The 21,760-nt window shown below is 64.7% G+C and carries 21 protein-coding genes; 13 read left to right on the top strand and 8 right to left on the bottom strand.

Annotated features, from left to right (window positions below; genetic code table 11):
- Positions 1-191 precede the first annotated feature (191 nt).
- The 4 genes from EKN06_RS04770 (at position 192) to EKN06_RS04755 (ending at position 4,276) form a co-directional block, all read left to right on the top strand.
- Positions 192-1,043, top strand: coding sequence for an outer membrane protein assembly factor BamD (locus EKN06_RS04770; protein WP_127611674.1), 852 nt, complete (start codon positions 192-194; stop codon positions 1,041-1,043).
- Between the two features lie 141 nt (positions 1,044-1,184).
- Positions 1,185-2,393, top strand: a complete 1,209-nt coding sequence (locus EKN06_RS04765) for a cytochrome P450 (protein ID WP_127611673.1) — start codon at positions 1,185-1,187, stop codon at positions 2,391-2,393.
- A 142-nt stretch (positions 2,394-2,535) separates the two neighbouring features.
- Positions 2,536-3,375 carry a class I SAM-dependent methyltransferase gene (locus tag EKN06_RS04760; protein WP_127611672.1) on the top strand — a complete coding sequence of 280 codons (840 nt, stop codon included), beginning with the start codon at positions 2,536-2,538 and terminating at the stop codon, positions 3,373-3,375.
- A gap of 76 nt (positions 3,376-3,451) precedes the next feature.
- On the top strand, positions 3,452-4,276 hold the full coding sequence (locus EKN06_RS04755; protein ID WP_127611671.1) for a transglutaminase-like cysteine peptidase: 825 nt from the start codon (positions 3,452-3,454) through the stop codon (positions 4,274-4,276).
- Positions 4,277-4,298: 22 nt separating this feature from the next.
- Here the strand turns inward: EKN06_RS04755 and EKN06_RS04750 are convergent, their stop codons facing one another.
- Both EKN06_RS04750 and EKN06_RS04745 read right to left on the bottom strand, forming a co-directional pair.
- The gene (locus EKN06_RS04750) at positions 4,299-5,375 is read right to left on the bottom strand and encodes a glycosyltransferase family 4 protein (protein ID WP_127611670.1); all 1,077 of its coding nucleotides are present in this window, start codon (positions 5,373-5,375) and stop codon (positions 4,299-4,301) included.
- A complete protein-coding gene (locus EKN06_RS04745) occupies positions 5,372-6,301 on the bottom strand; it encodes a UDP-2,3-diacylglucosamine diphosphatase (RefSeq protein WP_127611999.1) in 930 nt (309 codons plus the stop codon). The genes EKN06_RS04750 and EKN06_RS04745 overlap by 4 nt, the downstream gene beginning before the upstream one ends.
- Before the next feature lie 213 nt (positions 6,302-6,514).
- Between EKN06_RS04745 and recN the strand changes: the two genes are divergently transcribed.
- Entirely contained in the window at positions 6,515-8,230 is a 1,716-nt protein-coding gene (gene recN / locus EKN06_RS04740) for a DNA repair protein RecN (protein WP_127611669.1), read from the top strand.
- A 243-nt stretch (positions 8,231-8,473) separates the two neighbouring features.
- Here the strand turns inward: recN and EKN06_RS04735 are convergent, their stop codons facing one another.
- Positions 8,474-8,974 carry a DUF2165 family protein gene (locus EKN06_RS04735; RefSeq protein ID WP_127611668.1) on the bottom strand — a complete coding sequence of 167 codons (501 nt, stop codon included), beginning with the start codon at positions 8,972-8,974 and terminating at the stop codon, positions 8,474-8,476.
- 118 nt (positions 8,975-9,092) lie between these two features.
- On the opposite strand from EKN06_RS04735, the gene ligA reads away from it, so the two are divergent.
- The gene (gene ligA, locus EKN06_RS04730; protein ID WP_127611998.1) at positions 9,093-11,153 is read left to right on the top strand and encodes an NAD-dependent DNA ligase LigA; all 2,061 of its coding nucleotides are present in this window, start codon (positions 9,093-9,095) and stop codon (positions 11,151-11,153) included.
- 26 nt (positions 11,154-11,179) lie between these two features.
- Here the strand turns inward: ligA and EKN06_RS04725 are convergent, their stop codons facing one another.
- The gene (locus EKN06_RS04725) at positions 11,180-11,455 is read right to left on the bottom strand and encodes a DUF4242 domain-containing protein (protein ID WP_127611667.1); all 276 of its coding nucleotides are present in this window, start codon (positions 11,453-11,455) and stop codon (positions 11,180-11,182) included.
- 113 nt (positions 11,456-11,568) lie between these two features.
- Between EKN06_RS04725 and EKN06_RS04720 the strand changes: the two genes are divergently transcribed.
- Entirely contained in the window at positions 11,569-12,132 is a 564-nt protein-coding gene (locus EKN06_RS04720; protein ID WP_205693805.1) for a GNAT family N-acetyltransferase, read from the top strand.
- 31 nt (positions 12,133-12,163) lie between these two features.
- On the opposite strand, the gene EKN06_RS04715 is transcribed toward EKN06_RS04720, so the two are convergent.
- From EKN06_RS04715 to bla, 4 genes are read right to left on the bottom strand one after another with little or no spacing between them, the layout of a single operon-like run.
- Positions 12,164-12,541 (bottom strand): hypothetical protein, encoded by a 378-nt coding sequence (locus EKN06_RS04715; protein ID WP_127611665.1) that lies wholly within the window; start codon positions 12,539-12,541, stop codon positions 12,164-12,166.
- Positions 12,542-12,589: 48 nt separating this feature from the next.
- Positions 12,590-13,330 (bottom strand): TIGR02117 family protein, encoded by a 741-nt coding sequence (locus tag EKN06_RS04710; protein WP_240654600.1) that lies wholly within the window; start codon positions 13,328-13,330, stop codon positions 12,590-12,592.
- On the bottom strand, positions 13,327-14,232 hold the full coding sequence (locus tag EKN06_RS04705) for a 50S ribosomal protein L11 methyltransferase (protein WP_127611664.1): 906 nt from the start codon (positions 14,230-14,232) through the stop codon (positions 13,327-13,329). The genes EKN06_RS04710 and EKN06_RS04705 overlap by 4 nt, the downstream gene beginning before the upstream one ends.
- Entirely contained in the window at positions 14,229-15,209 is a 981-nt protein-coding gene (gene bla / locus EKN06_RS04700; protein WP_127611663.1) for a subclass B3 metallo-beta-lactamase, read from the bottom strand. The genes EKN06_RS04705 and bla overlap by 4 nt, the downstream gene beginning before the upstream one ends.
- 200 nt (positions 15,210-15,409) lie before the next feature.
- On the opposite strand from bla, the gene sdhC reads away from it, so the two are divergent.
- The 6 genes from sdhC to creD all read left to right on the top strand — a co-directional run bounded on the left by sdhC (position 15,410) and on the right by creD (position 21,737).
- Positions 15,410-15,811, top strand: a complete 402-nt coding sequence (gene sdhC / locus EKN06_RS04695) for a succinate dehydrogenase, cytochrome b556 subunit (protein ID WP_127611996.1) — start codon at positions 15,410-15,412, stop codon at positions 15,809-15,811.
- An 11-nt stretch (positions 15,812-15,822) separates the two neighbouring features.
- Complete coding sequence (gene sdhD, locus EKN06_RS04690) at positions 15,823-16,200, top strand: succinate dehydrogenase, hydrophobic membrane anchor protein (RefSeq protein ID WP_127611662.1); 378 nt, start codon at positions 15,823-15,825, stop codon at positions 16,198-16,200.
- A gap of 1 nt (position 16,201) precedes the next feature.
- Positions 16,202-18,022: a succinate dehydrogenase flavoprotein subunit gene (sdhA, locus tag EKN06_RS04685; protein ID WP_127611661.1), complete on the top strand. Its 1,821-nt coding sequence runs from the start codon at positions 16,202-16,204 to the stop codon at positions 18,020-18,022.
- A gap of 243 nt (positions 18,023-18,265) precedes the next feature.
- A complete protein-coding gene (locus tag EKN06_RS04680) occupies positions 18,266-18,649 on the top strand; it encodes a BlaI/MecI/CopY family transcriptional regulator (RefSeq protein WP_127611660.1) in 384 nt (127 codons plus the stop codon).
- Complete coding sequence (locus tag EKN06_RS04675; RefSeq protein ID WP_127611659.1) at positions 18,646-20,247, top strand: M56 family metallopeptidase; 1,602 nt, start codon at positions 18,646-18,648, stop codon at positions 20,245-20,247. The genes EKN06_RS04680 and EKN06_RS04675 overlap by 4 nt, the downstream gene beginning before the upstream one ends.
- Positions 20,248-20,324: 77 nt before the next feature.
- The gene (gene creD / locus EKN06_RS04670) at positions 20,325-21,737 is read left to right on the top strand and encodes a cell envelope integrity protein CreD (protein WP_127611658.1); all 1,413 of its coding nucleotides are present in this window, start codon (positions 20,325-20,327) and stop codon (positions 21,735-21,737) included.
- Positions 21,738-21,760: the final 23 nt, after the last annotated feature.

Raw genomic sequence — 21,760 nt, 5'->3', positions numbered from 1 at the left:
CCGGGCCGCCACGGTATCACCCGGACAGCGGGGTGGTTCGCATCATGCGGACCACCCCGTTTCACGTAAGGCACGAACCGCCATTGCCGACAGCGGCGTGGGGGTGGTCAGGTGCAAAAGAATCCTGCTGACGGTGGATTGCGGACAAAGCTTCACTTGGCGTTCACTTGGGCCGAGGCTATAGGCGGCGCATGACTGCCCATAACCGTTCGGCTCGCCCGCTTCGCACGCCCGCCCGTATCGTCTCGTTCGCCATTGCCGCGGGCGCGATGGCGCTGACCGCCGGATGCGCGGGCGGCAGCAAGGTGAAAGATACAGCCTATGTCGCGCGCGACGTGGAATCGCTGTATTTCGCCGCGAAGGAACGGCTGGACAACGGGCAGGTGAAGCAGGCCGCCGCCTTGTTCGACGAAGTTGAGCGTCAGCACCCTTATTCGCCGTGGGCCCGCCGCGCCCAGTTGATGAGCGCGTTTTCCTATTACGCCGCCCGCGATTACGGGCAGGCCATCGGCGCCGCGCAGCGTTTCCTGTCCATCCACCCCGGCAACAAGGACGCGCCTTACGCCAGCTATCTGATCGCGCTGTCTTATTACGAACAGGTCAGCGACGTCGAACGCGATCAGCAGACGACCGCGCTCGCTCGCACCGCATTGACCGATGTCGTGCGTCGCTATCCCGAAAGCGCTTATGCCGCCGACGCGAAGCTGAAGCTCGACCTTGTCAACGACCACCTCGCGGGCAAGGAAATGACCGTCGGGCGGTTCTATGAAAAAACCGGCAAGTGGCTGGCCGCGACGATGCGGTTCCGCAAGGTCGTCGACGATTATCAGACCACCAGCCACACCGCCGAGGCGCTGTTCCGCCTGACCGAAACCTATCTCGCGCTCGGCATTCCCGAAGAAGCGAAGAAGGCTGCCGCCGTGCTGGGTGCGAACTATCCGGGCAGCGAGTGGTATGAAAAGGCCTATGAGCTGATGGAAAAGAAGGCGCCCGGAGCGATGGGCGTCAATCTGGGCGGCACGAAGCCCACGACGATGGGCTGATGCCCTGCCGGGACTTCGTTGTCCTGGCTTGTCACCGGCATGACCCGGATTCGAGCCCGCCGTATTGGCCAATTGATCAGGTGTGTCCGCATCGTCGCGTGGCTAGGCTTCGTCCTGTAAAAATTTACGGGAGAAGGCTTTTTGGCCACCACCGCCACGCGCGCAGCACATGTTCCGTCCGATCGCGTCATCGATTTCGACATCTTTGCGCCTCCGGGCGTCGAAGAAGATTATTTCGCCGCGTGGCAGACCCTGCAGGCGCCGGGTGTTCCCGCATTGGCGTGGACCGATGCCAACGGCGGTCACTGGATACCGACGACCGGCGCGCTGATTCGCGAAATCTGGGGCGACAGCGCCCGTTTTTCGAGCGAGGCGCTGGCCGTGACGCCGGGGCTGGGCGAAGTGATGGCATTCATCCCGCTGCAACAGGACCCGCCCGAGCACAAGCCGTTCCGCACCGCCGTCATGCGCGGTTTCGGCAACAACCACGTCATGGCGCTGACCCCGATGGTGCGCGACGTGACCCGGGACTTGATCGACGGGCTGAAGCCGCAGGGTGCCTGCGAATTCATGGAAAGCTTTGCCGAGATCGTCCCGATCCATGTGTTCCTGACGCTGATCGACGTGCCGGTAGAGGACCGCGCGAAGCTGCGCCCGCTGGGCAAGCAGCTGACCCGGCCCGATGGCAGCATGACGGTCGAACAATTGCGCGATGCGGCGGACGATTACCTGCGCCCTTATGTCGAACAGCGGCTGGCCGACCCGGGCGAAGACCTGTTCAGCCGCATCCTGTCGGTTCCGATCGATGGACGCGCGTGGACATTTTCCGAAGCGCAGCGGATGTGCCGCAATCTGTTGTTCGGCGGGCTCGACACCGTGGTCGCGATGTTCGGCAACATCGCTGCGCACCTTGCTCGCAATGCCGAAGATCAGGCGCTGTTGCGCGCCAATGTCGACCTGATTCCGCAGGCGGCGGACGAACTGATGCGCCGCTATCCCACCGTGTCGGTCACCCGCAATCTCGTCACCGATGTGGAAATGGACGGGATCACGATGCGCGCGGGCGACCTCATTTATGTGCCGAGCGTGCTGCACAACCTTGATCCGCAGTGCTTCGACAATCCCGAACAGGTCGATTTCGACCGCAAGATGCCGCCGATCCGGCACACCACGATGGGTAACGGCGTACACCGCTGCGTCGGCGCGGGGCTGGCGCGGATGGAGGCGATCGTCTTTATCGAGGAATGGCTTGGCGCGATGCCCGAATTCCGGATGGACCCGGCCAAGCCTGCACGGATGCGCGGCGGCAATGTCGGGGCGCTGACCGAACTGCACCTGCTTTGGGATTGAGCGGTGTAGGCGGTCCGGGTTGGGATTGAACGGCGCAGGCGGTTGCCAACGGGGCTGCACGGTGCAAAGGTTCGTCAGGACGCTTGGAATTTGGGGGCGGGCGTTTCGCAAAGATCGATCGGCTGACGAAACGAGGGATTTGATGAAGCACTTCCAGTGCAATTGTGCGCAGCTGTTCCATGCACCGTTGAAATCCCTGGCGCTGATGGCGACGACCGCGTCGATGATGGCTTTGACTGGTTGCGGCGCGGGACCGACCGACTCGACCCAGATGGCAAAAGTCGCCCGCGCCGAAGGTGCGGATTACGGCGCCATCGTGGCAGACCCATCGCGCAGCGCAGCTGACAGGGCGGACGACGCCGTACGCATGCCCGTCGCCATGCTCGCTTTTGCCCAAGTTCACCCCGGCATGGCAGTGCTCGAAATGTTGCCGGGCGGCGGCTATTTCACGCGGCTCTTCGCGGCGGCGACCGGCGATGGCGGCAACGTCACGCTTTACGTGCCCGACGAACTGATGGCCAAGAAATGGGTGCCTTTGCAACGCGCCGAAGAATTGCGCGTGGCGATGGGCAATCCCACGGTATTGGTCGCGCATTATCCGCTGGCCGGGCCAGTGCCGGACGATATGGCGGAACGCTACGACGTCGTGTGGACATCGCGCAACTACCACGATTTCCACAATATCGCAGGATACGACGGCAAGGCTTACAACGCCATGGTGCTGGACCTGCTGAAGCCGGGCGGGGTTTATGTCGTGCTCGACCATGCGGCCCCCGACGGTTCGGGCAAGGCTGCGACGGACACCACCCATCGGATCGATGCCGATCTCGTGCGCCGCGAAGTGGAAAGCGCAGGTTTCATTTATGACGGCGAAAGCCCGGTCCTCAAAAATCCGGCTGACGACCGGCTGAGCAATGTTTTCGACTCCGCGATCAAGGGCCGCACCGACCAGTTCGTGCTGCGTTTTCGCAAACCGGGCTGAACGCGCGTGCCTGCGACTTGTGGACAAGTCGCAGGGGCAGGCGCGTTGACGGGGCATCGCTGATAGCCTGAGGTCCATGTCGCTGACCGCGTTCCTGTCCGTGCTCCAGATCGCCGCATCAGCGATGGTGCCCGCGCAAATGGGGTTCGGGCCGGCCGAACCTGCGCCTTCTGGGATATGCGCGCCTCTGCAGCCCGAGGTTGCGCGAGCGTCCGAACCTGTTGGCGAAACCTTTATCCTGCCCGGCACCGGATTTGCCTTTGTCATTCCCGACGCCGAAGTGGCCGAGCCTGCCCAACCTCTGCCGCCGTGCGAGCCGGAGCCGGTGCGACCGCGCAACCTCGACATCTTCGGATTCTATGCCCTGCCGGTCGGCGACGGGCCGATGGCGGCGCGGTGGGGTGGCGGCCATCTGCTCGACCTTGCCGATGGGGACCCGGGCGTTGCATCGTTCGTGTGGAGCGCGGCGCGACCCGGCGCGAACCCGCTGGCCATCGTAAACGAACGGGTGAACACGGAAATTCGCTATGTCGATGACAGCGGCGGCGACCGCTGGGCTCCGGCGGCGGAAACGCTGGCGAAACGATCCGGCGACTGCGAGGATCTGGCCATTGCCAAGCTCGCCCTGCTGGCAAAGGCGGGGGTCGAAATGGATCGCCTGTTCCTGCTGGTCGTGCGCGATACCGGGCGACAGACCGACCATGCCGTTGCCGCCGTGCGGTGGGAGAACCGGTTGTGGGTGCTCGACAACCGGATCGATCAATTGCAAGCGGCTGAACGGGTGATGGATTACGTACCGCTGCAAAGCTTTTCGGGCCAGTGGGCGTGGACTTACGGTTACAAGGGCGGAACCGGCGCGGCCAGCATGGCGCGCGCCGGATTGCCCAAACCCGGCAATTGAACGCGCTGGTCGACCGACCGCGCTAGGCCGCGATCGACGTGCCGGTTTCCAATGCACTCGCCAGCGCCGCCACGAACTGATCGGTCGCCGCGTCCCAGCTGAATTCCGCGCCATATCGCGCGCAATCCTCGCGCCTGCACATGAGCGCGCGGTCGATGGCATGGCCAAGGTTTTCGTCCACCGCGCCGATGGGGTGCAGCAATTCGTTCATGCCGCCGCGCCCTACCGGGCCGACGATGTCGATCGGGCCCTGCACCGGAAATCCGGCGACGGGCACGCCGCAGGCCAATGCTTCGACCATGACGAGGCCGAAGGTGTCGCTGCGACTGGGAAAGACGAAACAGTCTGCCGCGGCATAGGCGCTGGCCAGTGCTCGCCCGGTCAGGCGGCCGACGAAATGCGCTTTCGGATAGCGGGCCTTCAGCGCGGCCAAGGCGGGGCCGTCGCCGACGATCACCTTGTTGCCCGGACGGTCGATCCGCAAGAATTCGTCCAGCCCTTTTTCGGGTGCGACACGCCCGACGTATAGCATGACCGGACCGGGCAGGTCTGCGATCAGCGGATCGGCATCGACATTGGGATGAAACAGGCCCGCGTCGATCCCGCGCGACCATGGCACGACCGGCCCGATCCCGCGCCCGACCAGTTCGCGGCGCAGGCTGGGCGTGGCCGCCAGAACGGCGCGACCCGGAGCGTGGAAACGCTGCATCAGCGGCCAGAACCGTTCCGCCGACAATCCGGTGCGCACCGCGACATAATCGGGAAACCGCGTGTGGAACGCGCTGGTGAACGGAACCGCGTGCTTCAGGCACCAGTTGCGCGCGGCCCAGCCGATCGGCCCTTCGGTGGCGATATGCACGATATCGGGCGCAAAGGCGGCCAGCTTGCGCGCGACCGTGCGCGCAGGAACAAGCGCGAGGCGGATTTCGCGATAGAACGGCATCGGCACGCTGGTGAACTGATCGGGCGTCACGGTTTCGACCACATGCCCGCGCGCGATCAGCCGGGTGATGGTCTCCTCTAACGTGCGCACGACGCCGTTCACTTGCGGTTTCCATGCGTCGGTGACGATGGCGATCCGGCGCGGAAATGCGGTCATGCCGGTTCCTTTCGGGGTTCGATTTCGGAAGATTGCGCGGGTTCAAACGGGGTCTTGGCGGCGCGGCGGCGCGTTTCCTCGGCCCAGTCGAGGATCGCGAACTGCCCTTGCGCATCTTCGACCAGCGCGGTGCAGCTTTCGACCCAGTCGCCGTCGTTCATGTATTCGATGGAACCGATGCGGCGGATTTCGGCGCAGTGGATGTGCCCGCACACCACCCCATCGACTCCGCGTTCGCGCGCCGCGTGGGCAACCGCTTCTTCGAAGTCGCAGACGAACTGGACGACGTTCTTGACCCGGTGCTTCAGGTACGCGGACAGTGACCAGTACGGCAGCTTCAGCGATTTGCGCGCGATGTTGAACCACACATTGGCGCGCAGAAGCAGATCGTATGCCTTGTCACCCAGAAACGCGAGCCAGCGGTGATAGAGCACCACGCTGTCGAACGCGTCACCGTGCGTGACCAGCAGCCGGCGGCCGTCGGCGGTGACGTGGATTGCCTCGAACGCCAGTTCGATTCCTCCGAAATGCATCCCTGCGTAACTGCGCAGCATTTCGTCATGGTTGCCGGCGACAAGGATGACTCGCGTGCCCCGGTGGGCCAGCTTCATGATCCGGCGCACGACCTCGCTATGCGCGTCGGGCCAGTACCAGCCTTTTTTCAGCCGCCAGCCATCGACGATATCACCGACGAGATAGAGCGTTTCGCATTCGACCGAGTGCAGGAAATCGAGCAGCATTTCGGCATTGCAGCCCCGTGTGCCGAGATGGACGTCGGAAATGAACACGGTGCGATATCGCCGCTTTGGCACGAACCCGCGCGGGCCGGTGTTGGTATCGGGCAGGTCAAGCCATTCGGGCACCTTGCCGGGCAGGGAAAACGCCGCCGCGCCGCGCGCCTGCCGGATGAACGCATCGTTTTGCATGGGATCGACTTTCATTCCGCTTGCCCCCATCGTCGCTTCGCTTGCGATGGTTTTGGCACGCCGGTGTTGCGGTTCGGCGTCCGTATGACGGGGCGGTTACAGCCCGGTGTGCAACTCTGTGGAAAAGCCCGGCATGACCTGTGCAGACCTGTGGGCGAAATCGCTGCGCGGGGCTGACTGGCGTGACGCGGAGGGATAGGACATAGAGCGAACATGCTGACCAACCTGGCCATCCGCGATATCGTGCTGATCGAAGCGCTGGACTTGTCCTTTGCCAAGGGGCTGGGCGTGCTGACGGGCGAAACCGGCGCGGGCAAATCGATCCTGCTCGACGCATTGGGTCTGGTGCTGGGCAATCGCGCGGATTCGGGATTGGTGCGCAGCGGTGCGGAAAAGGCGAGCGCGACCGCGACTTTCGAATTCGCGACAATGCCCGACGGGCTGGCCGAAGTGCTGGACGATGCAGGCGTGGAGATCGAGGCGGGAGAGGCGCTGGTCCTGCGTCGTCAGCTAAAAGCGGACGGCGGTTCCAAGGCGTTCGTCAACGGGCAGCCGGTGGGTGTCGCGACATTGCGGGCGCTGGCGCCGTTCCTTGTCGAACTGCACGGACAGCATGACGATCGTGGGCTGGTCAATGCGCGCGGGCATCGTGCCTTGCTCACGCGGTATGCGGGCGCGGGCGATGGCGGCGCTGACGAAGCGGCGGTGGGCGTCGCATGGCGCAAGTGGCAGGCAGCGGAACAGGCGCTGGCCGAAGCGCGCGCGACGGCGGATACGGCAGCGGCGGAACAGGACCTGGCGGCGGCGCATCTTGCCGAACTGGAACGGCTGGCCCCCGAAGAAGGCGAAGAGGAAGAACTCGCCGGACAGCGCGCCGATATGCAGAAGGGCGAGCGTCTGTCGGAAGATCTGTCGACGTTGCAGCATCTGTTCGCAGGGTCCGACAGCGCGCTGGCGCAATTGCGCGCGGCGGCGCGGCGGCTGGATCGGATTGCGGGCGAACACGCGTCATTGGCCGAAGCGCTGGGCGCGCTGGACCGCTGTTTGATCGAGGGCGGAGAGGCGGAGGACGCCGTTGGCCGCGCACTGGAGGCTTTGAGCTTCGAACCGGCGCGGCTGGACGCTGTCGAAACTCGCCTGTTCGATTTGCGGGCCGAAGCGCGCAAGCATGGCTGCACTGTCGACGAACTGCCCGCGAAAATGCAGCAATTGCGCGCGACGCTGGACGCGATCGAGGGCGGAGAGGCGAGGATCAAGACGCTGCAGGCGGCAGCGTTCGAAACCGGTTCTCATTATCGCGCACTGGCCGAAACGCTGTCGGCGCAGCGGGTCGAAGCGGCCAAGCGGCTGGACAAGGCAGTCGCGGCGGAGCTCGCGCCGCTGAAGCTGGATGCCGCGAGGTTCAAGACCCTGATCACGCGCACGGGCGAGGACAAGTGGGGGCCGCACGGCATGGACGCGGTCGAATTCCTGATTTCGACCAATCCGGGCGCGCCCTTCGCGCCATTGACCAAGATTGCAAGCGGCGGCGAACTGTCGCGGTTTATCCTCGCGCTGAAAGTCGCGCTGGCCGAAGAGGGCGGGGCGGCGGTCATCATTTTCGATGAAATCGACCGCGGCGTCGGCGGCGCGGTGGCCAGCGCTATTGGCGAACGGCTGGCGCGGCTGGCGACAGGGAACGCTGATAACAATGGCGGCGGCAACAGCGGCGGTGGGCAATTGCTGGCCGTGACCCATTCGCCGCAAGTCGCGGCGCGCGGAAACGTGCATTACATGATCGCGAAATCCAGCCAGGGCACGGTCACCCGCACCTCTGTCGGCCTGCTGGACGCGAACGGTCGGCAGGAAGAAATCGCCCGCATGCTGTCGGGCGCGGAAATCACGCCCGAAGCGCGAGCGCAAGCAGAACGGCTGCTCGAAGGGGTCTGACCCCCTTGCCTGCGGCCGCTACGGTTCGCCGAACAGCCCTGTCAATACGAACGAGAACAGCAGGACTGCGGTCCCGGCAATCAGGACGAGCCATCGCAAATTGTAGTCGGGTGCATGGGGCAGGCGCATCGTGCCCTCCCGGATTTCAACCTCGCGGCCCTCCGCTGCTCGCGGAGTCGCGAACGGGGCGAATATACGCCTGTTTTCCCCGCCCGAATACAGTTTCCCGCCGGGCTCGAATGGTCAGTCGGCGACGATGCGTTCTTCTGGCATCGACAGGTAGATCAGCGTCATCATCGCCATCGCGCCAAAGATCCACGATCCGTCGAACGGCCCCTGGCCCAGCGGCATCTGCCACAGTTGATATCCCGCGACGGCGACGCCTTGGAACAGGCCCCACCAGTTCAGGACCGCGCAGCCCATGCCGATTTTCGCCCATTTCTTGGCGGCAAGGAACGTGGCCGGATCGGCATTGCGGTGGCGCCAGATATTCCAGCCGCCATAAAGGCCGAGTGCGCCAGCTGCCGCCTCCAACGCGAAGACGGCGACCATGCCGATCACCAGCACAAAACCCGGTGGCACCGGCAGCAGCGTCACCGGATAGGCTTTCTGATCGACGTGGCTGGTCGTGTAGGCAAAGAAATCGTAGGCCGGACCGATGTTGGCGATATTGTGCGCGACGTAAAGCAGCGCCATCAATCCGACGACGGCGCTGGCCATCGCTTTCAGAAACCTGTCGGTCATCCGTCCGGTCCCCCTGTATTTCCGCGCCCCGGCGGTTAGATAGCATGGAACGACATAACAGGGAAAAAGCGTGACCGAAGCGGCAGCGACAGGGGCGACCCCGCAAGATCCGGCGACCATGTCCGAAGCGGACGTGGCGAACGAATTGATGCGGCTGGCGAAGAAGATCGCGCATCACAACCGTCTGTATCATGCCGAAGATTCGCCAGAGATCACCGATGCGGCCTATGACGCGCTGGTCCGGCGCAACGCCGCGCTGGAGGCGGCCTATCCGCACCTGATCCGCGAAAACAGTCCTTCGCGCGTCGTGGGTCACGAAGTGGCGGCTTCACCGCTGTCCAAGGTGCGGCACGAAGTCCCGATGCTCAGCCTCGACAACGCGTTTTCGGATGAGGAAGTCGGCGATTTCGCAGCCCGCGTCCGGCGTTTCCTGTCCCTGCCCGAAGACGAGGTGGTCGCCTTTACCGCAGAGGACAAGATCGACGGGTTGTCGTGTTCGCTTCGGTACGAGGGTGGCAAGCTGGTCCGCGCAGCGACGCGCGGCGACGGGCAGGTGGGCGAGGATGTCACCGCCAATGTCGCCCACATCGCCGACATTCCGCAGGAATTGCGCGGAGAGGTGCCCGAGATTTTCGAGATCCGCGGCGAAGTGTTCATGGCCAAGGCCGACTTCCTTGCGCTTAACGCAGCGCAGGAGGCCGAGGGCGGCAAGATTTTCGCCAATCCGCGCAACGCGGCGGCGGGATCGCTGCGGCAAAAGGACGCCAGCGTCACGGCAAGGCGGCCCTTGCGGTTCTATGCCCACGGCTGGGGCGCGGCCAGCGCGGTTCCGGGCCGCACGCAGCTAATGGTGATGCAGGCCATCGCCAATTGGGGCGTGCCGGTCTCGTCGGCGCTGATCCGCTGCAAGTCGGTGGACGAGATGCTGGCGCATTATCGCCACATCGGCGAACTGCGGGCGGACATGCCCTATGACATCGATGGCGTCGTCTACAAGGTGGACCGACTGGACTGGCAGCAACGACTGGGCTTCGTCGCCAAGGCGCCACGCTGGGCCATGGCGCACAAGTTTCCCGCCGAACGGGCCGAAACGACGCTGGAAGCCATCGACATACAGGTCGGCCGGACCGGCAAGCTGACCCCAGTGGGCCGGTTGAAGCCGGTGAGCGTGGGCGGCGTCGTCGTGTCCAACGTAACGCTCCACAATCGCGACGAAATTGCGCGGCTGGGTGTGCGGATCGGCGATCGCGTGGTGATCCAGCGCGCGGGCGATGTGATCCCGCAGGTCGTCGAAAACCTGACCCGCGATTTGGACCGGCCCGATTACCGCTTTCCCGACCGCTGCCCGATCTGCGACAGCGAGGCGGTGGCCGAAGAAAGCGAAGTCGACGTGCGCTGCACCGGCGGCCTGATCTGCCCGGCACAGCGGACCGAGCGGCTGAAGCATTTCGTATCGCGCGGCGCGCTCGACATCGAAGGGCTGGGCGAAAAGACCATCGACGAATTCTTCGCCGCGGGCTGGCTGGAAAGTCCTGCCGACATCTTTCGCCTGCGCAAGCGGCGCAGCGACATCCTGAAGCTGGAAGGATGGAAGGAGAAGTCGGTCGACAACCTGCTCGCCGCGATCGAAGCCAAGCGGTCGCCCGATGCGGCGCGGTTGCTGTTCGGGCTTGGCATCCGGCATGTCGGCGCGGTGACGGCGCGCGACCTGCTAAAGCATTTCACGACGCTGCCCGCGCTGCGCGAAGTAGCCGCACGCGCCCACAACGAAGCGGGCGAATCAGCGAGCGAGGCGGTCGCCGAACTGACCAGCATCGACGGCGTCGGTCCCGTGGTGGTCGAAGCGCTGGGCGATTTCTTTCACGAAGAGCACAACAAGGCGGTGTGGGACGACCTGTTGTCCGAAATCACGCCGCCGCCCTATGTGGTCGAAACGAAGGACAGTGCGGTCGCGGGCAAGACCGTGGTCTTTACCGGCAAGCTCGAAACGATGAGCCGCGACGAAGCCAAGGCACAGGCCGAACGGCTGGGCGCCAAGGCGGCGGGCACGGTTTCGGCCAAGACCGACCTTGTCGTCGCGGGTCCGGGCGCGGGGTCCAAACTCAAGAAAGCGGCCGAATTCGGCATCGAGGTGATCGACGAAGCCGCGTGGGCCGAAATCGTCAAGGCGGCGGGGTAGCCGCCCTCCCGCTCAACCCCCGAACGTCACGCGTGTTCGGTCGTTGGGTCGATGATGCCGGTGATGGGGGTGATCTTCGTGGCGGGAAAGCCCGACAGCTTGGCGTGTTCGCGGATCGCGTCTTCGCTTTCGGCGAGATAGATGCAGAACGTCTTGTCGCCGGCGACATACGAATGTTCCCACTGGATGCCGGGGATTTTCGCCAGCGCTTCGTTCGACGTTTTGGCCGCGCCGCACAGTTCAGGCTCGGTCAGTTTTCCGACGCCCGGTATATCGCGTTCGATAACATATCGGTGGAGCATTTCGTCGTCTCACAATCCGTCGCGACCGGGTTGATGATGCGCCCCGGTGGCGTATCGTGCAAACGAATAGTCGGGCAGGTTCCGGCAACACTTGGGGAGTTTGGATATTGCCGATGGAAATCGTCGCGCTGACACCTGAACGCGCGGACCGTTTTTTCGAACTGTTCGATGGCGAAGGCTTTGCCGACAATCCGGATTGGGCCGGGTGCTATTGTCGCTGTTATCATTTCGACGACAGCGAGGGCGAATGGGATCAGGAACCCGCCACGCGCAACCGCGCTGTATCGTGCGGGCTAATCGCGGATGGCACGATGCGTGGCTGGCTGGCGATAAGCGATGGCAGCACGGTCGGCTGGCTCAATGCCGGGCGCAAGGACAGCTATTGTGCGTTTCGCGACGCGGACATGCCGGGAGAGGCGGGCGATGCGGTGGGCATGATAACCTGCTTTCTCGTCGCGCCGGCCGCGCGGGGGAAGGGGGTTGCGCGCGCGCTGCTCGATGTCGCGCTGGCGGCTTTTCGCGCCGAGGGCCTGTCATGGGCGGAGGCGAAGCCGGCCAAGCAAGCCGACAGCGCCGCGCGCAACTATCACGGGCCGCTCAAGCTGTTTACCGACAACGGGTTCGAGATTGTGGGCGAATTCAGCGAACGCCAGCACCTCGTGCGCCTGGCACTATAAGATCGGGCTGGCGCGTCAGGTGCGTGCCCGATCAGTCGCGATAATCGCGATAGTCCTGTGGCTCCCGCTCGTCCGCCATGTCGGTTTCGTCGTCCTGCGGTACGTCCTCAGGTGCGCCCATGGTCATTTCGCCGTCCAGCGCGCGCGGGTCGTGTTCGCTGCCGCAAACGCGGCTCATCGTGTCGCCATGACGATTGGAGGCCCGACGCACTGTTACCGCCGCGATGCGCATCTGTTCCATCGATGCGGCATTGTTGTTGAAGCTGGGCGCGATGGCCTGCGGCAGGATGCACCGTTCCCGGTTTGCATATTCGGCGGAAGCGTCACGCCGGTCCTCGCGTTGGGGCCCCTGCGCCATGGCAGGGGTGCAGACGGCGAGAAGGGCGAGCGGGAGGATGATCTTTCGCATGAAAGGTCAATTGCGCCCGCCGGAGTGAACGCGTGTTGAACCAATACCTTATTTTCCCGGAACGCGATCGGGCGCGCCATCGGGCACATAGGCCGGGTCGAATGGGGGCACCCATTTCATGACACTGCCCGCAAAGGGCGTCCATGCGCCGGTCCTGATCCCCGCCATGCGCAGCGTTTGTCCCGTCCATTCGTTGCAGGTCTTGTACGTCGTATAAGTGCCGCGCGCGTCATAGAACACATCCTGATCGGTGTAGCCGGGATAGACGGCGCGGGTCGGCGTCCGTTCCGGCAAATCGCGCAGCAGCGCGCGGACCAGCTTGCGATATTGCGCGCGGCTGATGCGGATGGTGCGAAAATCGGGCGATGGCGCGGGGCGGACCCAGTGTTCGACGTGATAGAGCGCATCGCCGCCCATGCTCACCACGCGCAACACCGTCAGCGGCGAAAGATCGCCCCAAGTCGGCGTATTCAGGAAAACCGCGCGTTCGCCCCAGCCGATGGCGACATGGGTATAGTTCCGCCAAGGGTTCGCAGTGTCGGACGGCGGGAATATGCGGGTCCAGTCCATGTCCGCATTTCGCAGCGGCATTGCGATCGTGGTGTGGACGCCGTTGGTGCCGACGATGATTTCGACGCCGTCGGCGCTTTCCGTAAACTCGCGGTTGGCCGGGATCGACGATCCGACCCATCCGGCAAGGAAGTACAGCCCGACGATCAGCGCCAGCCAGCCAAACACGGCGCGCAACAGCTTGACCGGGCGCGACGCGATGGCCCGGCGCGCAATCACCGGGCGTTGCGCCGCCGCAGCCACAGGATCGACCAGTCGCCGTTGGTCATCCGCCGGGCGAGGCGGAAACCGGCGCGGAAATGCGCGCGGCGCACGGCCTCTTCCTGTGTCGTCAACAGGCCCGCCAACACGAGATGCCCGCCCGGCATCACCGCCCGCGCGAAATCGGGCGCAAGTTCGACGAGCGGTCCGGCAAGAATGTTGGCAATCAAAAGATCATAGGGCGCGCGCGCCGCGATCAGAGGATTGTCCGTCCCCGCCGCCACGGTCATCAGCAATTCGCCCGGCCCGCCGCCCAGCGGCACGCGGTTAGCCGCTGCGTTTTCCTCCACCACCGAAACGCAGACCGCGTCGATGTCGCTCGCCAATCCATGGGCGCGGGGCCACAAGTCGCGCGCGCCGAACGCCAGCAAGCCGGTGCCGGTGCCGATGTCGGCATAATTGCGCACCGCGACGCCCGCCGCCTTCATCTGGGTCAACATGGCAAGGCAGCCGGCTGTCGTTTCATGCTGGCCGGTGCCGAACGCCTGACTTGCCGGAATGACGAAATCTTTCACGCCCACCTCGTCGACCGCCGGATAATCGGGCGTGTGGACATGGAAACGCCCGGCGCGGATTGGCTTCACGTTTTCCTGCGACAGCGTGACCCAGTCGACTTCGGGCAGCTTTTCGGCCTTCAACTCGGGGACCGAACCGGCGAACAACGCGGCCAGCGCGGCCCGGTCCGCCTTTGTCGGGCGGCGCGGGTAATAGGCTTCGAGCACCCAGTCGTCGGGCCGGTCCTCGGCAATTTCGCTGCCGGTAAGGACGATATCGTAATCCCAGTCCAACGCGTCTTCGTGCGCGACGAGAGCGGACTGGACCAGATTCTTTGACCCTTGGGCGACGATTTTCCAGCTCATTGCGCGGCCTCCTTCGCCAAACGCGAATCGAGCGCGATCGTCGCTTGCTCCGCATAGGCCCTGCACGAACCGGGACGGGCGAGCGAGCCTCCGACGATCCTTTCGCGCATGGCGCTGGCGCTGGGGTGCGGGGTGAGCAGGATGTGGCAGTCGAGCGCGGCAACGGCGGCGATACTCTGCCGGAACGCGGCGACGTAGTCGGGATGATCGGAAAAGCGGTAATCGTCGCGGCTGACCGGCGTAAGGCTGTCGGCATAGACGATCGTCCGGCAAGCGGTGCCCTCGCACGAACGCCATTGCCAGCTGACCGCGCCGTTCGTGTGGCCCGGCGTCGGCACCATGCGCAGCGCGAGATTACCCAGCGTGACGGGCTGATCCACCGCAATCGTCTCGATCGCTGCGACCGGGGTCATGTCGGGGTGGATGCCATAATGCGGATCGTCGGGGCCGACATTTCCCGAAGTGAGCACCTTGGCTGCGACTTCCCCTGCCATCACGCGCGCCCGCGTCCGCTCGGCCACCTGGGCCGCGCCGCCGACATGGTCGTGATGTTCGTGGCTGATCAACAGGATGCGGATGTCGCCGGGCGCAAAGCCCAGCCGATCGACATTGGCCAGAACGGCGTCTGCGCCCGCCTCGGTCCCGGTATCGATCAGGACATGCCCCTTGTCGCCCGTGACCAGCACCGCCGAAATGCCGCAGGTGCCGACGTAATGTGTGTTGCCGAAAACGCGAAAGGGCGGGCCGGGCTTGTCCCATACGTCCCAGTCGGCACACTCGTCCGCATAGGCAGCAGCCGGAGCGAGCGCCGGAACCACGTCCTGTTCGCCACCGACGGCGTCCGCACCCCCTGTCTGGACACATGCGGCAAGCATGATCAGCGCGCCCGACGCCAATATCGGGGCACATACAGTTCGTGCGAAAGTCGTGCGGGTCAGGGTGCGCCGGGGCGTCGGGCTTTTGGGGGATTGCGTCATCGCACCGCGATTACGCCGCCAATCCGGGCGGGGCAAGGTGGCCTGCGACGGGTCGTGAAATGGCACGCGCCTGACACAAAGGCTACAAATCCCCTCTTGCCTCGCGCGCCGCCTCCTGCCATTCGCGCCCGCAACACGTGCCGACGCAGGGCAAGACGCCACGCGCCGTCGCAAGGCTGGACAACGGGGACATGCACGACATGGCGGACAATCGGACGCAGGCGAACAACAGGCCACTTTCTCCGCATCTCTCGATCTGGAAATGGAGCCCGGCGATGACCGTCTCCATCCTCCACCGCATATCGGGCAACGGTCTCGCGGTGGCGGGCCTTCTGGTCCTTTTGTGGTTCATCGGCGCGGTCGCGGGCGGGGCGGACAGCTACGACGCATTCGCGGAGCACGCCGGCAGCTGGTATGGCATGGTCGTGCTGGTCGGCATTTCGTGGTGCTTCTTCAATCACCTCGCCAGTGGCCTGCGCCATCTCGTGCTGGACACCGGCGCCGGGTTCGAGGTCGATCGCAACAATTCATGGTCGGTGATCACGATGCTTTCCGGCATCGCACTGACGGCGGCCTTCTGGGCCGTGATCCTGCTGGTCTGAGGGGATAGACGATGGGTAACGGAACTCGCATCGGCCGCGTCCGCGGACTTGGCTCCGCGCACGAAGGTGCGCATCACTGGCTGATCCAGCGTTTTACCGCGATCGGCAATCTCGTGCTGGTCCTGTGGTTCGTGTTCGGCCTGGCCATGCTGCCGAACTATTCGTTCACCACGGTCCACGGCTGGCTGGCATCGCCGTTCGCCGCCACCGCGATGGTGCTGCTGATCGTGTCGACGTTCTGGCACGCGCGATTGGGCATGCAGGTCATGATCGAGGATTACGTCCACGGCGCGAACCGCTTTGCCGCGATCGTGCTGCTGAACCTCGTCTTCTTCGCCGCCGCCGTGTTCGGCGTCGTTTCCGTCATTCGCATCGCGCTTGGAGCCTGACATGGCCGAACAGAGCACTCAGCCTGCCTACAAGATCATCGACCACACATACGACACCGTGGTGGTGGGCGCGGGCGGTTCGGGCCTGCGCGCCACGATGGGCAGCGCCGAAGCGGGCCTGAAGACGGCTTGCATCACAAAGGTTTTCCCGACGCGTTCGCATACCGTCGCGGCGCAGGGCGGCATTGCGGCATCGCTGGGCAACAATTCGCCCGATCACTGGACGTGGCACATGTACGACACCGTCAAGGGGTCTGACTGGCTGGGCGATCAGGACGCGATCGAATACATGGTCCGCGAAGCGCCGCAGGCGGTGATCGAGCTGGAGCATGCGGGCGTGCCGTTTTCGCGCAACCCCGAAGGCACGATCTATCAGCGCCCGTTCGGCGGCCACATGCAGAACATGGGCGAAGGCCCGCCGGTGCAGCGCACCTGCGCCGCGGCCGACCGTACCGGCCACGCCATGCTGCACGCGCTGTATCAGCAGTCGCTGAAGTACGACGCCGACTTCTACATCGAATATTTCGCCATCGATCTGATCATGGTGAACGGCGAGTGCAAGGGCGTTATCGCCATCTGCATGGACGACGGTTCGATCCATCGTTTCCGCGCCCATTCGGTGGTGCTGGCAACCGGCGGTTACGGCCGCTGCTATTACACTGCGACGTCGGCCCACACCTGCACCGGCGACGGCGGCGGCATGGTCCTGCGCGCGGGGCTGCCTTTGCAGGACATGGAATTCGTGCAGTTCCACCCGACCGGCATTTACGGCGCGGGCGTGCTCATCACAGAGGGCGCGCGCGGCGAGGGCGGCTACCTCACCAACTCCGAAGGCGAACGCTTCATGGAGCGTTACGCTCCGTCGGCCAAGGATCTGGCCAGCCGCGACGTCGTGTCGCGTTCGATGGCGCTGGAAATCCGCGAAGGCCGTGGCGTGGGCGGGGAAAAGGATCACATTTTCCTCCACCTCAACCACATCGATCCCAAGGTGCTGGCCGAACGGCTTCCGGGCATCACCGAAAGCGGCAAGATCTTTGCAGGAGTCGACCTGACGAAGCAGCCGCTGCCGGTCGTGCCGACGGTGCATTACAACATGGGCGGCATTCCCTGTAACTATCACGGGCAGGTCGTGACCATCGGCGCCGACGGCGATCCCGAAACGGTCGTCCCGGGCCTTTATGCCGTCGGCGAAGCGGCTTGCGTGTCGGTGCACGGCGCGAACCGCCTTGGCTCCAACTCGTTGATCGACCTCGTCGTCTTTGGCCGCGCCACCGGCCATCACTTGCGCGATTCGATCAAGCCGGGCACGGCCCACGACAACCTGCCCAAGGACAGCGCGGACTTCGCCCTGTCGCGGCTCGACCATTTCCGCAACGCCAAGGGCGGTTCGCCCACCGCGGAAATCCGCACCGACATGCAGCGCACGATGAGCGGCCATGCCGCCGTGTTCCGCACCGACGAGCTGATGGCAGAGGGCAAGGAAAAGCTGGCCGCGACCTACAAGCGGATGGAAGACGTGCATGTGTCCGACCGTTCGCTGATCTGGAACAGCGACCTGATCGAGACGCTGGAACTGGACAACCTGATTAGCCAGGCGACCGTCACGATGCATTCGGCGTTCAACCGCAAGGAAAGCCGCGGCGCCCATGCGCACGAGGATTTCCCCGATCGCAACGACGGCGAATGGATGAAGCACACCGCCAGCTGGTTCGACGGCTGGGGCGGCAAGGGCGGCGCGGTCAAGCTCGACTATCGCCCCGTGCACGAATTCACGCTGACCGACGACATCGATTACATCCAGCCGAAAAAACGCGTCTACTGATCCGCACGGCGGGCGGGCGTCTATTGCCCCGCTTGCCGTGAGGGTAATTCGCCGAAACCTTTCGCGCCCGTCGATCCCATGCGATCGGCGGGCGCGATGCCGTTCAAGGGCCGAGCATCCAACTGGCTCGCCGCCGGTCGGTCTGCAAATGTCGTTCGTCGATCCGGCGGGCTCCATTGTTTACAGACGTAATCGCATCGCTTACACATGTAGTCGCAAATTCAAACGGACAATCGCGACCACATGACCAAGCCTGCCGCCCCCGACCGCATATCCGACGCCGAACAGGCGGTGATGGAGGCGTTGTGGACCCGCGCCCCGCTAACCGCCGCAGAAGTTGCGGATGCGGTGGGTGATGACCGCGACTGGAGCCTTGCGACGGTCAAGACTCTGCTGTCGCGGCTTGTCGGCAAGAACGCCATCGCATCGGAACCCGACGGGCGGCGTTTCCTCTATTCGCCGCTGATCGCGCGATCCGATTTCGTCGGACAGGAATCGCGCCGACTGGTCGACCGCCTGTTCGGCGGGCGTGCGGCGTCGCTCGTCGCCCATCTGGCTCAGGCAGAGGCGCTGAGCGAACGCGACCTTCAAGAGATCGAGACCCTGTTGCAGGAGTTGCGGAAATGATCGGCAGCATCATCGGTACGGACCTCACCTCGGCCATCGCCGCATGGGCGGTCGACACGGCGCTCTACACCGGCATGCTGATCGCGGCGGTGCTTGTCCTGCGACGGCCGGTGGCGCGGTTTTTCGGGCCGCGCACGGCCTATGCGTTGTGGCTGCTGCCGCTGGCGCGGTTCGCGCTGCCGCCGATCGTCCTGCCTGCATGGTTGCGCCCCGCCGACCCCGCGGTTGCCGATATATCGAGCGTCGTTGTCGGTGCTTACCCGGTTATGAATCCGGCGCTGGCTGACGCGCCCGTCGCCCAACCCTTGATTTCCGCCGCGATGCTGGCCGATGCGGCGATTGCCGTCTGGCTGGTCGGCGCGATCCTGTTCCTTGGCTGGCGGTTGGCCTGTTACCGCGCCATGACGCGCCACCTGCTCGCCCATTCGCGGCCTGTCGGCGATTTCGGCGCGATCCGGCTGGTCGAAAGCGCCGCCGTGGCTGCGCCGATAGCGTTCGGGGTGCGCAATCGGGTCATCGCCCTGCCACCGGGCTTCATGGCGAGCGCGGATGTCGCCGCACGCGATCTCGCCATCGCGCACGAAATCGCCCACCATCGCGGTCACGACCTGATCGCCAATTTCGCCGCTCAGCCGGTGCTGGCGCTGCACTGGTGCAACCCGGTCGCATGGCTGGGCTGGCGCGCGATGCGGCGCGATCAGGAAGCGGCCTGCGATGCCCGCGTCATGACCGGCCGCACGATGGAAGATCGCGTTCGTTACGGCGAAGTCATCGCCGCATGCAGCCGCGAACAGAACCTTGCACCCACGCTGATGCTGGCCGCGCCAATGGCGGGATTCCGCGAGATCGGGCCGGTTCTGGGTGAAAAGGCCATCGTTCACCGGTTAAGGAGCCTCGGCATGAAAACCACGACCCGTCGCCACCGTATGGGTTTGCTGCTGGTCGGCGTCGCCGGCATCGCCGCGCTCTCCACCACCGCCAGCATCAGCTATGCCGAGGCGGATCCTGTCGGTCCCACTTCGACCGCTGCCACTACGACGTCCGTGGTCGCCCGCACCAGCGTCTCGCCGTCTGCGGCTGTCGACCCGGTGCATGCTGTTTCTGGAACAGAAGCAGCGGGGACCGAGACTCGGACGCATCTGTTGATCAAGGCTGGCGAGGGCGAAGACTTCGAGTGGCACTCGCACGCCGATGAAGTATCGCCCGAGGAAATGGCCCGGATAGACAGGGAAATGGCACGGGCCGAAGCCGAAATGGGACGCGCTCATGCCAACATGGAGCGGGCGCACAAGTCGATGGCGCTTGCGTTCGTCACCGCGCCAGAGGTCGAAGAAGAGGTTTCCGGCAACGGTAAAGTTCGCACGATCCGCATCTTCAAACGCACCGACAATGGCAAGCGCGAGCTGGTCCAGGAAACCATCGTCGACGAGGCGAAGATCGAGCGCGACGCCATGCAAGGCGCCATCCGCGGCATCGAACGCGCTCGCGCCGCGCTGGCGGACAACAAGGCGCTTACCGCGGAAGTGCGAGCCGAAGTGCTGGCCGAACTTGACGCGGAATTGGCCGAACTGCGCGCCGAACTCGCCGGTCAGCGATAGCGCTAAGGCAATATTAACACGCCGTTCATCGCGACCTATGCACGTTTCGTCGCAGCGATAGGTCGGGGAGAAACGTCGTGGAATTGTCGGTCAGGCGCCAGCGGTCGCCCGGAATCAAGCTCTTGTTCGCCGTGCTGGTTGCCGCTGCGCTCGCCGTGCCCCTATTCATGGTTTACGCGCTCGTGTGGGACCGGCAGGACCAGTCGCGCACCGCCCGTGCCACGATCACCCAAGGATGGGGCGGCGCGCAGATCGTGACCGGCCCGGTGCTCGTTGTGCCCTATGCGACGAACGTTACCGAAACCGAAGTCATCGACGGCAAGCGCGTCGACAAGGTGCGCCGCGTCACCCGCGAACTTTTCATCTCGCCCAAGGCGCAAGACGTGAAGGCCACGCTCGATCCTGAGCGTCGTCAGAAATCGATCTACGAATCGGTGATCTATCGCGCCGAAATTTCGGGGAAGGCGCAGTTCGTCCTGCCGACCGACGATCTCTCCCGGCTCGACATCGCAGCGGGCAGCCTGATGATGGACCGCGCCGAACTGCATTTCGGTGTGTCCGATCCGCGCGGGATGCAAAGCGCGAGCAAGGTCGTCGCCAACGGCAAGCCGCTGTCGGCGCGTCCCGGCGGCGGGCTGGAATCGACCGGTCGCTCCGGCTTTTTCGCGCCGGTTGCTTGGGACGGCACGGACACATTGGCGGTCGACTGGTCCTATGACTTGCGCGGCAGCGAGAACCTGAGCCTCATCCCGCGTGGCGGCGACACCCGCTGGCACGTCACGTCGACATGGCCGCATCCGAGTTTTTCGGGCAGCTTCCTGCCGTCGCAAAGCAAGGTCGGCGAAGACGGCTTCACCGCCGAATTTTCAATTCCCGACCTCGCGCTGGGCCAAGGGCTGGTGACAGCGCAGGACTTTGCGCCGCCCAATGTGGTGACCGGGCCAGCGCCCTATGTAGAGGTCGCGCAGATGGATCGCGGCGGGCCCGGCGGGCCGAGCATGGTGGCATCGGTCGCGATGGTGGAGCCGGTCGATCTCTACAGCCGCATCGACCGTTCGGTGAAGTACGGTTTCCTCATCATCGGCTTCACGTTCCTGGCCTTCCTGATGTTCGACATCGTCGCGGGCGCAAGCGTGTCAGGCCCCGAATATGTGCTGACCGGCGCAGGGCTCGTGCTGTTTTTCGTGTTGTTGCTGGCGTTCAGCGAGGTTGTCGGCTTTGCCGCCGCCTATGCGGTGGCGAGCATCGCGATCATCGGGCTGGTCACCGCCTACAGCGCGGCGGTGCTGAAAAGCTGGGGCAGGGCGAGAGTGATCGGCGCGTTGCTGGTTGCTCTGTATGCCCTGCTGTTCGTGCTGCTCAGCCTTGAGGCGTGGAGCCTGTTGATCGGCTCGGTTCTGCTGTTCCTGGCGCTCGCCGGCGTGATGTATGCAACCCGCAACGTCGATTGGCAGGGCATGGGCCGGGGCGGAGAAGCCCCGGCCGCCTAACCTTTTGCGTGGGGTCCGGAGCG

Origin of the sequence: Croceicoccus ponticola, assembly GCF_004004515.1 — a bacterium.
GTDB classification, from domain to species: domain Bacteria; phylum Pseudomonadota; class Alphaproteobacteria; order Sphingomonadales; family Sphingomonadaceae; genus Croceicoccus; species Croceicoccus ponticola.
Note: the sequence above shows the minus strand (reverse complement) of the source record. Positions and strands in the feature narration are given on the sequence as shown.

Excerpts from the sequence above, each read along its gene's own strand:
- EKN06_RS04715 (WP_127611665.1), bottom strand. The coding sequence starts at position 12,541 with ATGCGAAAGATCATCCTCCCGCTCGCCCTTCTCGCCGTCTGCACCCCT.
- EKN06_RS04705 (WP_127611664.1), bottom strand. The coding sequence starts at position 14,232 with ATGAGCTGGAAAATCGTCGCCCAAGGGTCAAAGAATCTGGTCCAGTCC.
- EKN06_RS04725 (WP_127611667.1), bottom strand. The coding sequence starts at position 11,455 with ATGCTCCACCGATATGTTATCGAACGCGATATACCGGGCGTCGGAAAA.
- EKN06_RS04675 (WP_127611659.1), top strand. The coding sequence starts at position 18,646 with ATGATCGGCAGCATCATCGGTACGGACCTCACCTCGGCCATCGCCGCA.
- EKN06_RS04760 (WP_127611672.1), top strand. The coding sequence starts at position 2,536 with ATGAAGCACTTCCAGTGCAATTGTGCGCAGCTGTTCCATGCACCGTTG.
- EKN06_RS04770 (WP_127611674.1), top strand. The coding sequence starts at position 192 with ATGACTGCCCATAACCGTTCGGCTCGCCCGCTTCGCACGCCCGCCCGT.
- EKN06_RS04750 (WP_127611670.1), bottom strand. The coding sequence starts at position 5,375 with ATGACCGCATTTCCGCGCCGGATCGCCATCGTCACCGACGCATGGAAA.
- EKN06_RS04720 (WP_205693805.1), top strand. The coding sequence starts at position 11,569 with ATGGAAATCGTCGCGCTGACACCTGAACGCGCGGACCGTTTTTTCGAA.
- sdhD (WP_127611662.1), top strand. The coding sequence starts at position 15,823 with ATGGGTAACGGAACTCGCATCGGCCGCGTCCGCGGACTTGGCTCCGCG.
- EKN06_RS04735 (WP_127611668.1), bottom strand. The coding sequence starts at position 8,974 with ATGACCGACAGGTTTCTGAAAGCGATGGCCAGCGCCGTCGTCGGATTG.
- recN (WP_127611669.1), top strand. The coding sequence starts at position 6,515 with ATGCTGACCAACCTGGCCATCCGCGATATCGTGCTGATCGAAGCGCTG.
- EKN06_RS04680 (WP_127611660.1), top strand. The coding sequence starts at position 18,266 with ATGACCAAGCCTGCCGCCCCCGACCGCATATCCGACGCCGAACAGGCG.
- sdhC (WP_127611996.1), top strand. The coding sequence starts at position 15,410 with ATGGCGGACAATCGGACGCAGGCGAACAACAGGCCACTTTCTCCGCAT.
- EKN06_RS04745 (WP_127611999.1), bottom strand. The coding sequence starts at position 6,301 with ATGCAAAACGATGCGTTCATCCGGCAGGCGCGCGGCGCGGCGGCGTTT.
- ligA (WP_127611998.1), top strand. The coding sequence starts at position 9,093 with ATGTCCGAAGCGGACGTGGCGAACGAATTGATGCGGCTGGCGAAGAAG.
- sdhA (WP_127611661.1), top strand. The coding sequence starts at position 16,202 with ATGGCCGAACAGAGCACTCAGCCTGCCTACAAGATCATCGACCACACA.
- EKN06_RS04755 (WP_127611671.1), top strand. The coding sequence starts at position 3,452 with ATGTCGCTGACCGCGTTCCTGTCCGTGCTCCAGATCGCCGCATCAGCG.
- bla (WP_127611663.1), bottom strand. The coding sequence starts at position 15,209 with ATGACGCAATCCCCCAAAAGCCCGACGCCCCGGCGCACCCTGACCCGC.